At 61.1% G+C, this 12,314-nt stretch carries 9 protein-coding genes; 3 read left to right on the top strand and 6 right to left on the bottom strand.

Translation table 11 applies throughout. The features are described from left to right. Window positions 1–213 precede the first annotated feature (213 nt). From Tal182_RS08130 to Tal182_RS08145, 4 genes are all read right to left on the bottom strand, one after another. Window positions 214–1,572 carry an esterase-like activity of phytase family protein gene (locus Tal182_RS08130; RefSeq protein WP_085859120.1) on the bottom strand — a complete coding sequence of 453 codons (1,359 nt, stop codon included), beginning with the start codon at window positions 1,570–1,572 and terminating at the stop codon, window positions 214–216. Window positions 1,573–1,678: 106 nt separating this feature from the next. Then, a complete protein-coding gene (locus Tal182_RS08135) occupies window positions 1,679–2,740 on the bottom strand; it encodes an adenylate/guanylate cyclase domain-containing protein (RefSeq protein WP_085859121.1) in 1,062 nt (353 codons plus the stop codon). A 76-nt stretch (window positions 2,741–2,816) separates the two neighbouring features. After that, window positions 2,817–3,962: a ribonuclease D gene (gene rnd, locus Tal182_RS08140; protein WP_064801674.1), complete on the bottom strand. Its 1,146-nt coding sequence runs from the start codon at window positions 3,960–3,962 to the stop codon at window positions 2,817–2,819. 131 nt (window positions 3,963–4,093) lie between these two features. Next, a complete protein-coding gene (locus tag Tal182_RS08145; RefSeq protein WP_085859122.1) occupies window positions 4,094–5,485 on the bottom strand; it encodes a multicopper oxidase family protein in 1,392 nt (463 codons plus the stop codon). A gap of 255 nt (window positions 5,486–5,740) precedes the next feature. Here Tal182_RS08145 and aspS point away from each other — a divergent pair, with 255 nt between their 5' ends. Beyond that, a complete protein-coding gene (gene aspS / locus Tal182_RS08155; RefSeq protein ID WP_085860885.1) occupies window positions 5,741–7,531 on the top strand; it encodes an aspartate--tRNA ligase in 1,791 nt (596 codons plus the stop codon). Window positions 7,532–7,663: 132 nt separating this feature from the next. On the opposite strand, the gene Tal182_RS08160 is transcribed toward aspS, so the two are convergent. Next, window positions 7,664–8,851: a hypothetical protein gene (locus Tal182_RS08160; protein WP_085859123.1), complete on the bottom strand. Its 1,188-nt coding sequence runs from the start codon at window positions 8,849–8,851 to the stop codon at window positions 7,664–7,666. Between the two features lie 235 nt (window positions 8,852–9,086). On the opposite strand from Tal182_RS08160, the gene parC reads away from it, so the two are divergent. Both parC and Tal182_RS08170 read left to right on the top strand, forming a co-directional pair. Further along, window positions 9,087–11,342 (top strand): DNA topoisomerase IV subunit A, encoded by a 2,256-nt coding sequence (gene parC, locus Tal182_RS08165; protein WP_064810072.1) that lies wholly within the window; start codon window positions 9,087–9,089, stop codon window positions 11,340–11,342. Window positions 11,343–11,566: 224 nt separating this feature from the next. After that, window positions 11,567–12,025 (top strand): SRPBCC domain-containing protein, encoded by a 459-nt coding sequence (locus Tal182_RS08170; protein ID WP_064801682.1) that lies wholly within the window; start codon window positions 11,567–11,569, stop codon window positions 12,023–12,025. Window positions 12,026–12,134: 109 nt separating this feature from the next. On the opposite strand, the gene Tal182_RS32670 is transcribed toward Tal182_RS08170, so the two are convergent. Further along, window positions 12,135–12,278: a hypothetical protein gene (locus Tal182_RS32670; RefSeq protein WP_237350449.1), complete on the bottom strand. Its 144-nt coding sequence runs from the start codon at window positions 12,276–12,278 to the stop codon at window positions 12,135–12,137. Between the last annotated feature and the right edge of the window lie 36 nt (window positions 12,279–12,314).

Here is a 12,314-nt window from a genome sequence, read left to right on the forward strand (position 1 = left end):
CAAGGGTGGAGATTGGCAGGAGGTGATCGCTCGGTCCCTTTCCAGCAATCTACTGATGCTAAGCAGTATTGTTTGGTGGAATCGTTGCGCCCAGCCAATCTCCTACCTGTTGGGGGGAAATGCCCGGCTGGGCAAGGGGCGCGCACGGCACAACCGCCGCAACAAGGGCGGCACTGACGCACCGCCCTCTCAATCTCACACTAGAACCCCCAATTACTTCGCATTCAAAAACTCGCCAACCTCGAGCAGGCTGAACTCGTTGTCATCAGCCTTGTCGACAGAGCGGCCGGCCGAGAAGGGCAGATTGTTGTCGTTACCGATGATGATGTGCGTGGCGTCGACGCGGTCGACGTTTTCGATGGTGACGAACGGCATGTCATAGACGCCGTCCTTGCTGCCAGCCTTCTTTTTGTTGTCGGGGTCCTGAATATCAAGGAGATCGATGTAACCGATCTTGCGTACAGCCTTGCCGGCATTGGCATCGTTGAATTCGATCTTGTAGACGCGCTTCAGCACGGCCGGAGCTTCGAAGCAATCCGACTTCGGCTGCTTCGGGTCGGCACAGGCCTTGTCGCTGGTACCGGCGCCGCTGTCGCGCTCGATGACGAGAGCGGTGGCGTCATCGAGCATGTTGAAATCGCCGATCGACACGCCCTTGCCCTCGAACGGATAAAGCCAGCTGCGGCCGGTCCACTTCTTCGCGGCGACGTCGAATTCGATGACGCGGATGGCTGTGTGGCCGTCGGCTGTTTCCATCGTGCCGTCATCCTTGTAGATGGCGCCTTCCAGCAGGCCGTAGAGCTTGGATCCGTCCTTCGACATGGCAAGGCCTTCGAAGCCGCCGGAGCGCTTCAGGTTGAAGACCGGCATCTTGGCGGCCGGATTGCCCGGCAGCTGGATCAGCGGATTGTCGGGCGAGAGCACCGGCTTGCCGTCGAGCGTGGTCGGGATCACGTCCGTCAGGCGACCTTCGGTATCGACCTTGAGGATATAGGGACCGAATTCATCGCCGAGCCAGAAGCCGTCGGCAACCGGCTGAATCGACTCGATGTCGAAGTCGGCACCGGTGAGGTAGCGCGTATCCGTGCCTTCGAGCACGATCGGGAAGGGGGCGATCTTGTTCGGATCGGAGAGGAAGAGGTTCTTGACGACCTCAGCCTTGTTGACAGTCCAATCGAACTTCATCTGGTGCAGGAACAGCATGGAGTCGGACGAGTTGGCCTTGGAACCGAAGCCATTATCGGAGAGCGTCCAGAAGGTGCCATCGGCCATCGTCTTGATGCCCGAGAAACCCTGGATCGGTTGGCCGTCGAACGGAAGCTTCAGATCGGTCACGCGGGCGCCGTCCTTGCCGGGAACGGTGCCGAGCGCTTCGGTGCGCTTGCGGTCCGGCGTCGTGAACTTGCCGGAATGCTTGAGGAAGTCAGGCGCGTCGGCCGGAGCCGGGACCATGGTGTTGGCAGGCAGGATCGCCTGGCCAGCGAGCTTGGCCGGGAACTGCTGCTGGTCGGCCGAAACGGGGCCGGCAATCAGCATGAAAAGCGATACGGACGCAAAAAGGAGGTTCTTCATAATATCCCCATGAAACGGATGCGAATGGCTTCCGCTTAACAGGGCTTCCGTATCAGCGAATTGACGGTTGGGTGAAGCTTTGGTGACGCGTGATAAATGGACTTGCTCAGCCGTGCAGAACGACTGCGGGCGTGTTCAGAACGGTCACCGCACGCGAGGACAGTGCCATGACGCCGAGTGCCTGGCCGCGTCCCTTGACGGCATGGATCCCGAGATCTTCGCAGGAAATGTCGTCGGGAAAAGTCATGCGCCGGGCCAGCTCCGCGGAGATCAGCACCTGCCGGTTCAGGCTGCGGCAGAGCGTCTCCAGCCGGGCGGTCGTATTCACCGTATCGCCGAAATAGCTGATCTTGTGGTGGTCGACGCCGACTTCCGCCGTGATGATATCGCCGCCATGAAGGGCAACGCGAAGCTTCGGCACCTGGCCGTAATTTTTCCGCCAGCCGGCGGCATTGGCTTCGATATCGGCGAGGATATCGAAGATGCAGCGAACGCAGCGCGCATCCTTGACGCCGCGGGCAAGCGGCCAGGTAATGATCGCCGCATCGCCGACATAGTCGTTGATCATGCCCTTGTGGCGCCGCACTGGTTCCGCGAAGGTCGCAAACAGTGAGCTCAGCAGCTGCTGTGCTCTGAGGTCGCCATGTTTTTCGGCAAAAGCTGTCGAATCAACGAGATCGATGAAGAGGAAGACACGCTCTTCCTTGACCGGATTGCGATAGCGGCTGATGAGCATGCTGACGAATACTTCGCGGCCGAGCAATTCCCGTACGCGCAGGATGAAGATCAGTGCCGAGCAGACGGCAAGCGCATAGAGGAAGACCTCGAACGGCATGATGACGAGGTCGAGGAACGACGACGGCTTCAGCATGCCGAGCGACCAGAGCAGGAGGCCGGCGCAGGCGAAGCCTATGCTCATCAGGATCTCGTAGATCACCAGTTCCGTGATGATGAACACGAAGGTCGGCAGCCTCTGGATGCGTCTGTAGAGGGTGCGAAACAGAACTTTGCGCTCGAAGGCGAGAATCGGCATGCCGATGAAGAGCGCGAAGATCGCCCCGATGACGGGCGTCTGATTGGAGTAGAACATCAGATCGTAAACGACGCCGCTGGCAGCCAGCACGATCGCGATCAAAATCCAGTTCTGCGTTGGAGATATTTCCCGCATGCCGCCTCTTCGCCTGAGGTTTCCTCCAGTCATTGTTTCAGCTGGGAAAAAAGCGTCAAGCGAATTCGATTTGCTTTCAGAGGCTGACGGTTTCAACCTTTCGGCCGGCGAAACGCAGCCCGATCTGGCCTTGGATCAGCTGCAGCGCCGGCTCGCCGAAAAGATCACGCCGCCAGCCGTGCAGGGCAGCAACATCGGCCTTCTCGCCATCGGCGGCAATCTTATCGAGATCCTCGCTGTTGGCGATCACTTTCGGCGCCACGCCATGTTTCTCCGAGATCAGCTTCAGCAGCACCTTCAAGAGTTCGACGGCGGCAGCTGCGCCTTCCGGGGCCTGTGCCTGACGAGGCACATGCGGCATCTCGGCTTTCGGAAGGGCGAGCGCCGCATTGACCGCCTCGACCACCGCCGTCCCGGCGGCCGAACGCTCCCAGCCCTTCGGAATGGTGCGCAGGCGGCCGAGCGCTTCGGAATCCTTAGGCTGCTGCTGGGCGACCTCATAGATCGCATCGTCCTTCAAGACGCGCGAACGCGGCACATTGCGGGCCCGCGCCTCGCGCTCACGCCAGGCGGCGACATATTTCAGGACCGCCAGCTCCTGCGGCTTGCGCAAGCGCATCTTCAGACGCTGCCAGGCGTCGTCGGGATGCATGTCGTAGGTTTCACGCGCTTCGAGAATGTCCATTTCCTCGCGCAGCCACGATGTGCGGCCTTCCCGATCGAGTTCGGCCTTCAGCGACAGGTAGACATCGCGCAGATGCGTGACGTCGGCCAGCGCATATTCCAGCTGCTTCTCGGAGAGTGGTCGGCGGCTCCAGTCGGTGAAGCGCGACGACTTGTCGATATGGACGTTCTTGATGCGGCTGACCAGCTGGTCATAGGAGACGCTGTCGCCGAAACCGCAGACCATGGCTCCGACCTGCGTGTCGAAGATCGGATGCGGAATGAGATTGCCGCGATTAAAGATGATTTCGATGTCCTGGCGCGCCGCGTGAAAGACCTTCAACACCTTCGTGTCCGCCATCAGCTCGAAGAAGGGGGCGAGGTCGATGCCCTTCGCCAGCGGATCGACGAGAACTTCCAGTGTCGGGCTTGCCATCTGGATCAGGCAGAGCTCCGGCCAAAAGGTCGTTTCGCGCAGGAATTCGGTGTCAATGGTGATGAAGTCGGACTTGGCCAGCTCTTTGCAGGCGGCCGCCAAATCGGCGGTGGTTTCGATCATATCAATTCATTCGCAAGGAAAAGGTTGGTTGAACCTTCCTTCTCCTTTCGCTTCGATATGTCAATACAACAGCACAGGCTTCGCGCATTGCTGAAGAAGAATCACGTCCAAACTGAGGCAAGGCGAATGCTTCAGCTCACTCTGATATAGCTGGTCATTCCCGTCTTCTGATGTTCGATGATATGGCAATGCAGCACCCAGTCGCCGGGATTGTCGGCGACAAGGGCCAATTGTACCTTCTCATCCGGTTGGACGAGGTAGGTGTCGGACACCAGCGGCATCACCTCGCGCGTCGAGGAGGAGATCACCGTGAAGCTCATTCCGTGCAGGTGGATCGGATGCGCGTGCGGCGTGGTGTTCTCGAGGTTGAAGACATAGCTCCTGCCGAGCTTCAGTTCCGCCAGCGGCGCCGTCGGATCGGGCGTGTCTCCGGGCCAGGGCACCTTGTTGATCGCCCAGAAGCTGTAGCCGAGCGTGCCGCAGATACTTTCCACGGCGGCATTTTCCGCTGTGGCGCTCAACACGAGCGGGATCTGTTCGGCAGCGGAAAGATCGGCCTTCGGAACAGGATTTCGGCCAAGAGGTCCGAGATCGCCGATATGGCGCTTCAGCGATGCTCCGACCGCACGCAGGCTGGCGATCGTTTTCGGCGCCGTGCCGCGAATGTCTTCCAGCGTCGCGACGGCGCCTTCGCCATCTGGCATGCGTACGGCAAGATCGAGCCGCTGGCCCGGCCCGATCTGCAGGAGCTCGAGGGGAAAGCGTTTCGGCACCGGATTGCCGTCGATGGCGATGACGGTCGCATCTGCGCCCGCCATCGTCAGCGAGAAAATGCGCGTCACGTCGGTGATGGCGATGCGCAGCCGCACCAGCCCGCCGGCCGGCGCATCATATTGCGGCTCCTGGCGCCAGTTGGCCGTGCGCACCGTGCCGTAGGTGCCGCTCTTGGCAGCGTCGCGCGGCCGGAAGGGCGCGATGAACTGCCCGTCGCCTCCGAGCCGCCAGTCGCGCAGATTGAGCAGCACCTCCGTGTCGAACTCCGGATCGGCCGGATCCTCGACGACGAGCATGCCGGTCATGCCGTGTCCCATCTGCGTCAGCGTGTTGCAATGCGGATGATACCAGAAGGTGCCGGCATCGGGCGGCGTGAAGACATAATCGAAGCTGTCGCCGGTATAGATATAGGGCTGCGTCACGAAGGGCACGCCATCCATGCGGTTGTCGATGCGAAGCCCGTGCCAGTGGATCGTCGTCGGCTCGTCGAGCCCGTTTTTCAGCCTTGCCGCGTAGGGCCGCCCCTTGGTCATCCTCAGAACCGGCGGCATGCCGTCATGGCCCCAGCTCATGACATCTCTGGTCGGCCCCGCCTCGGTCAGCAAGGCCTCGGTTTTCACAGCCGTCAGCAGCTGCGGCTCCGGCGCCGCCTCGGCAAGCCCGAATTTGCCTGCAACGGCGATGCCGGCGCCATAGGCGCCGGCGACGGCGGATGCCTTCAGAAGGTTGCGGCGGGTCAGCAGAGGCATGCAGAGGCTCCAGGACGAGAATGCCGATCCTTTTAAAGTTGAGCCGCATCTTCATCAATATGGGAAACGCGACCAAACTGCCGCAGCCTGCGGGTCGCAGCCTCGCCACAAACGCATGCCAAACCCAGGGGCTGGGCGCGCTAAGCCTTGACAAATCGGAGCGTCCATGCGCTTTTCCGCCCGATTTTCTTGTCGGCGCGGGAGGATCTTCGAACCCCTGCTGCCGTCTTCAGCCACATGCCAGGATTTGAGATCATGCATCGCTACCGCAGCCACACATGTGCCGCCCTCCGCAAGACGGATGTCGGCTCGACCGTCCGCATCGCCGGCTGGGTCCATCGCGTTCGCGACCATGGCGGCGTTCTGTTCATCGACCTTCGCGATCATTACGGCATCACCCAGGTCGTCGCCGATCCCGACAGCCCGGCCTTCAAGCTGGCCGAGACCGTGCGTGGCGAATGGGTCATCCGGATCGACGGCCTCGTCAAGGCCCGCACCGAGGACACCGTCAACAAGACGATGGCGACCGGTGAAATCGAGCTCTACGCGCAGGAAATCGAGGTGCTCTCCGCCGCCAAGGAATTGCCGCTGCCGGTCTTCGGCGAGCCTGAATATCCTGAAGACGTTCGCCTCAAGTATCGCTTCCTCGATCTTCGCCGCGAAACCCTGCACAAGAACATCGTCAAGCGCACCCAGGTTATTTCGGCCATGCGCCGTGAAATGGGCAGCGCAGGCTTCACCGAGTATGCCACGCCGATCCTGACGGCCTCCTCGCCGGAAGGCGCGCGCGACTTCCTCGTGCCGAGCCGGATTCATCCCGGCACCTTCTACGCTCTGCCGCAGGCGCCGCAGCTGTACAAGCAGCTGCTGATGGTCGCAGGTTTCGACCGCTATTTCCAGATTGCGCCGTGCTTCCGTGACGAAGACCCGCGCGCCGATCGCCTGCCGGGCGAATTCTACCAGCTCGACCTCGAAATGAGCTTCGTTACCCAGGAAGACGTCTGGAACACCATGGGTCCGCTGATGACCCAGATTTTTGAGGAGTTCGCCGAAGGCAAGCCGGTCACCAAGGAATGGCCGCGCATTCCCTATGACGAGGCGATCCGCAAATATGGTACGGACAAGCCGGATCTGCGCAACCCGATCGTCATGGAAGCGGTGACCGAGCATTTCGCCGGCTCCGGCTTCAAGGTCTTCGCCGGCATGATCGCTTCTAACCCGAAGGTCCAGGTCTGGGCGATTCCGGCCAAAACCGGTGGCTCGCGCGCTTTCTGCGACCGCATGAACGCCTGGGCGCAGAGCCAGGGCCAGCCGGGCCTCGGCTACATCTTCTGGCGCAAGGAAGGCGAGAAGCTCGAAGGCGCCGGACCGCTCGCCAAGAACATCGGCGAGGAGCGCACCGATGCGATCCGCACCCAGCTCGGTCTCGGTGACGGCGACGCCTGCTTCTTCGTCGCCGGCGAGCCGGAAAAATTCTACAAGTTTGCCGGTGAGGCCCGCACCAAGGCCGGCGAAGAACTCAACCTCGTCGACCGCGACCGCTTCGAACTCTGCTGGATCGTCGATTTCCCGTTCTTCGAATGGAGCGAGGAAGAGAAGAAGGTCGATTTCGCCCATAATCCGTTCTCGATGCCGCAGGGTGGCCTCGACGCGCTGCAGAACCAGGATCCTTTGACGATCAAGGCCTTCCAGTATGACGCCGTCTGCAACGGCTTCGAGATCGCCTCCGGTTCGATCCGCAACCAGTCGCCGGAAACCATGGTTGCCGCCTTCGAGAAGATCGGCCTCAGCCAGCAGGACGTCGAGGACCGCTTCGGCGGCCTCTACCGCGCCTTCCAGTATGGCGCGCCCCCACATGGCGGCGCTGCCTTTGGTATCGACCGCATCATCATGCTGCTCGTCGGCGCGAAGAATCTGCGCGAAATCTCGCTCTTCCCGATGAACCAGCAGGCTCAGGACTTGCTGATGGGCGCACCGAGCCCGGCAACGCCGACGCAGTTGCGCGAACTGGCGATCCGGCCGATCCCGCCGGTCAAGAAGGACTGAGTTCGGTTCGTTTTCGAATGAGAAAGCCCGGCGATCGCAATCGCCGGGCTTTTCATTTGTGCCGATGCCTGCACATGCCTAACGCTCGGCGGCGGAACTGCCGAGCCTGCTCTCATGAAGAAAGCCAAACGATCAGTCGTTAGCCGAAACCTTGACGCCGAGCACCTGCGGCAGCGTGTTCGGAGCGCCCATGGCAGCACCGACGATCGTTGGGAACGGCACCGGCTTTTCGGGAGCGGCCTTGACGGTCAAGCTCTTCGGGTCGTCGAGGAAGGTGTTGACCGCGGCCGAAACGGCGTTCTGCAGTTCCGGGATATTGAGCTGCGCCAGCATGATCGGCGTCATCGCCTTCAGCGAATCCGCCATCTGCTTGCCGGACATGTTCTGCTGCGAGCCGGCGTAATCAAGCGCGCGCTTGGTGATCGACGCATCTTCGAAACGCACCTGTGCGGCCTCGAAGGACAGTTGCTGCATCAGGCCGAGCATGGCAAGGCCGAGCGCCTGCTGCGACTGTTCCTTGTTCGGATTGGCTTCGGATTCCTTCATCGCATCCTGCATCGATTTCATGAAGGCCATCGTGTAACCCGAGATCTTGAAGCCAAGATTCAGCTTGCCGATATTGGTGAAGTCGAAGGCGAATTCCGAAATATCGATCGTGCCGGGCGCGAGTTCCCAGGCGCCCTTCATGGTAATGTCGCCCTGGACGTGCTGCAGGGCGAGCTTCTCGATCGCGTCCTTGCTCTGCGCGTCTTCGGCCTTGCTGAGATCGGCCTTCATGCTTTTGAAGGCGCCGTCGAAATCGAAGCCGGATTCGTCTTCGCGCAGCGTCAGGTTCATGTCGGTTTGGAGCAGCGAGAACACTTCCGCACCGTCCTTGACCACCTTCAGCGGGCCGGTATGGGCGGTTTCGTAGAGCATCATGGTGTCGAGCGTGTCGCCGCCAGCCGTTGCCGGCACGGAGATGCCGCCGAGCGTCAGCTCCTGCGCGGTCAAAGTCACGCCGTCTTGGGTCTTGTTGATGTCGGGGAAGGCAGCTTCTTCGATGTAATAGCCGCCGTCTTCGTCTTCTTCGACGCCGGAAAGGGTGATTTCGCCGATGGGCAGGCTTTCGCCGCCGGTCGGCTTGAGGGTGACATTCTTCAACGTCACGGTCGTGCCGTCGATGTCGATGTTCTCAGCTGCAATCGTCCCACCCTGTGCGGCATAAGCGGCATTGATCTTGTTCAGCAGATCGGTGCCATCGAGAGCGAAGGCCGAGCCGGCGAGCGAGAAAAAGGCTGCGCTCGACAGCATCAGCCGCGTTGTCCGGTAAAAGTTCATGGGGTGATTCCTCTGGTGGCGTGTGGCGGTTCTAAAATCTGCAGTTACGCTACTACGGATTGGGCCCGCTTTATATTTACGGACTTCTAAATTTCTGTTGAAAGGAACGGCAAACGAAGTCCAAATTGCGGCGGAACGTTTGTCTCATCCTTTGATGTCGGTGCCAAGACTTCATCCACAGCTGCAATGGCCCGGATTCCTTGCCCGCCGGCCACTTCTGGGCTAGTCAGGACCCATGGGACAAGAGATTTTGCCGCCTTCCGGCGGAGACGACGACAACATCCAGCCGGTCGACCTCAAGGCGGCGCTCGAGCAGCGCTATCTCGCTTATGCGCTGTCGACCATCATGCATCGCGCCTTGCCTGACGTGCGCGACGGGCTGAAGCCCGTCCATCGCCGCATCGTCTATGCCATGAACGAGATGGGGCTGAGGCCGACCTCGGCCTTCCGCAAATGCGCCAAGATCGTCGGCGAGGTAATGGGTAACTACCATCCGCACGGCGACCAGTCGATCTATGACGCGCTTGCCCGTCTCGCCCAGGATTTCTCGCAGCGCTACACGCTGGTCAACGGCCAGGGCAATTTCGGCAATATCGACGGCGACAGCCCCGCCGCCATGCGTTACACCGAATCGAAGATGACGGCGGTCTCCGAACTGCTGCTCGAAGGCATCGATCAGGACGCCGTCGATTTCCGCGACACCTATGACGAATCGAATTCCGAGCCGGTTGTCCTTCCGGGCGCCTTCCCGAACCTGCTCGCCAACGGCTCCTCCGGCATCGCCGTCGGCATGGCGACCTCGATCCCGTCGCACAATGCCCACGAGCTTTGCGACGCCGCCCTGCATCTGATCAAACATCCGGATGCGACGGTCGAAAAGCTCGTCGAATTCATTCCCGGCCCGGATTTCCCCACAGGCGGCATCATCATCGACAGCCGCGACAGCATCATCGAGAGCTATCGCACCGGCCGCGGCGGTTTCCGCGTGCGGGCGAAATGGCAGACGGAGGATTTGGGCCGTGGCGGTTACCAGATCGTCGTCACCGAAATCCCTTTCCAGGTGCAGAAATCGCGGCTGATCGAAAAGATCGCTGAACTGCTGATCGCCCGCAAGCTGCCGCTGTTGGAAGACATCCGCGATGAATCGGCCGAGGACATCCGCATCGTCTTGGTGCCGAAGTCGCGCAGCGTCGATCCGACGATCCTGATGGAATCGATGTTCAAGCTGACGGAGCTCGAAAGCCGCTTCCCGCTCAACATGAACGTCCTGTCCATGGGGCGCATTCCCAAGGTCATGGCGCTGAACGAGGTGCTGAAGGAGTGGCTGGACCATCGTCGCGAGGTCTTGCAGCGCCGGTCACGCTTCCGTTTGGCCGCAATCGACAAGCGTCTCGAAATCCTCGGCGGTCTTCTGATTGCCTACCTCAACATCGACGAGGTGATCCGGATCATCCGCGAGGAAGACGAGCCGAAACCCGTCATGATGGCGCGATGGGATCTGACCGACAATCAGGTCGAGGCAATCCTCAACATGCGGCTGCGCGCCTTGCGCAAGCTGGAAGAGTTCGAAATTCGCAAGGAGTTCGACGAACTCACCAAGGAAAAGAGCGAGATCGAGGCGCTGCTTGCCTCCGATGACAAGCAGTGGCAGACGGTCGCCTGGGAAATCGGCGAAGTGAAGAAGAAATTCGCCAAGGCGACCGAGGTCGGCCGCCGCCGCACTCAGTTCGCCGAAGCGCCTGAGGCCGATGAAGAGGCGATCCAGCAGGCGATGATCGAGAAGGAACCGATCACCGTCGTCATTTCCGAAAAGGGCTGGATCCGCGCCCTGAAGGGCCACATCGCCGACACGGCGACGCTGACCTTCAAGGAAGGCGACGGCCTGAAGGTCGCCTTCCCGGCGCAGACAACAGACAAGATCCTGATCGTCACGACAGGCGGCAAGGCCTTCACGCTCGGTGGCGATAAGCTGCCTGGCGGTCGCGGCCATGGCGAGCCGCTGCGCATCATGGTCGACATGGACAACGACCAGGCGGTGCTGACCGCCTTCGTCCACGATTCCTCGCGCAAGCAGCTGATCGTCTCGACGGCCGGCAACGGATTCGTCGTTCCAGAGGCGGAACTGGTCGCCAACACGCGCAAAGGCAAGCAGATCATGAATGTCGCGCTTCCGGAGGAAACGCAGCTGCTGGTGCCCGTCAGCGGCGATCATGTCGCCGTCGTCGGCGAAAACCGCAAGCTGCTGGTCTTCCCGCTCGCGCAGGTGCCGGAAATGTCGCGCGGCAAGGGCGTGCGCCTGCAGCGCTACAAGGATGGCGGCATTTCCGACGTCCGCTGCTTCGCGATATCAGACGGCCTCGTCTGGGAAGACAGCGCCGGCCGCACCTTCACGAAGAACAAGGACGAGCTCGCCGAATGGCTGGGCGACCGCGCCAGCGCCGGCCGCACCGTGCCGAAGGGCTTCCCGCGCAGCGGCAAATTCGCGGGCTGAGGCTTTACAGCGCCGCGTGTCTGTTCAGGCGCACAAAGGACTTGCCGTAACGCCTTGATTTTGTACCGAATTAAATTGCGCGCTCGGCTCTTGGCGGGCGCGGGAACTTCTCTATCTCATTGCTGTTATCAAAAATAAGAGAAGGCCGGTTGCGTGGGCGGACGGAACGGCTGTGGTTCGTTGCGCTTCGGGAAGGCGCGCGTGCCCCTACCGGAGGAAAATCGATGCCCGCCAGCACCATCAAATTGCATGTCAGCCAGACCTACAAGGCCCCGCCCGCTGTGGTCTACGACGCCTGGCTCAACCCCGAAATTGCCCGCCGCTTCCTGTTTGCGACCGATGATGGTCACGTCATCCGTGCCGACATCGATCCGCGCGTCGGCGGACGTTTCTTCGTCGTCGACCGTCGCCCGACCGGCGACGCCTTTCATCAGGGCGTCTTCCTGGAATTGAAGCGCCCGCAACGCATGGTCTTCAGCTTTTCCGTCGAGGAGCACGACCACAATTGCGATCGCGTCGAAATCGACATCGAGCCTCTCGGCGGCGGCAGCCGCCTGACGTTGACCCATGAAATGTGCGCCGAATGGGCCGCACACGAGGAGAAAACACGGAAAGGCTGGGCGCATGTCGTCGAAGCGCTCGGCAGGGAACTGGAACAGCAGCAGTTGAAGGCTACCGGTTGAGCGGCACTCTGAAGTCACGCAGAAAGCGCGTCGCGCCTTCTTCCTCCATCTCTTCGGCGGCGACGCCGAGGACGAAAGCCTAGAGATTGGCATCGGTGGTCTCAATCTCTTACCCATTTTCGAGCAGGAATACACCGGCGGCGACGATCTCGATGCTTTTGTTGCCGTCGACGAATGCATGCTTGCGGGCAAGGCCAAAGCTATGCGGCGGCGAGTCGACGACATGGTCGCAACCGTAATTGGCCTTATGCATCAGCCGGCCGCGGGAAGGTGCCTGCGCCGAGCAGGC

Origin of the sequence: Rhizobium sp. TAL182 (genome assembly GCF_002117725.1) — a bacterium.
In the GTDB taxonomy this organism is placed as follows: Bacteria; Pseudomonadota; Alphaproteobacteria; order Rhizobiales; family Rhizobiaceae; genus Rhizobium; species Rhizobium esperanzae.

Coding starts and splice junctions, on each gene's coding strand:
- rnd (WP_064801674.1), bottom strand. CDS start 3,962: ATGATCGAAACCACCGCCGATTTGGCGGCCGCCTGCAAAGAGCTGGCC.
- Tal182_RS08160 (WP_085859123.1), bottom strand. CDS start 8,851: ATGAACTTTTACCGGACAACGCGGCTGATGCTGTCGAGCGCAGCCTTT.
- parC (WP_064810072.1), top strand. CDS start 9,087: ATGGGACAAGAGATTTTGCCGCCTTCCGGCGGAGACGACGACAACATC.
- Tal182_RS32670 (WP_237350449.1), bottom strand. CDS start 12,278: ATGCATAAGGCCAATTACGGTTGCGACCATGTCGTCGACTCGCCGCCG.
- Tal182_RS08130 (WP_085859120.1), bottom strand. CDS start 1,572: ATGAAGAACCTCCTTTTTGCGTCCGTATCGCTTTTCATGCTGATTGCC.
- aspS (WP_085860885.1), top strand. CDS start 5,741: ATGCATCGCTACCGCAGCCACACATGTGCCGCCCTCCGCAAGACGGAT.
- Tal182_RS08170 (WP_064801682.1), top strand. CDS start 11,567: ATGCCCGCCAGCACCATCAAATTGCATGTCAGCCAGACCTACAAGGCC.
- Tal182_RS08135 (WP_085859121.1), bottom strand. CDS start 2,740: ATGCGGGAAATATCTCCAACGCAGAACTGGATTTTGATCGCGATCGTG.
- Tal182_RS08145 (WP_085859122.1), bottom strand. CDS start 5,485: ATGCCTCTGCTGACCCGCCGCAACCTTCTGAAGGCATCCGCCGTCGCC.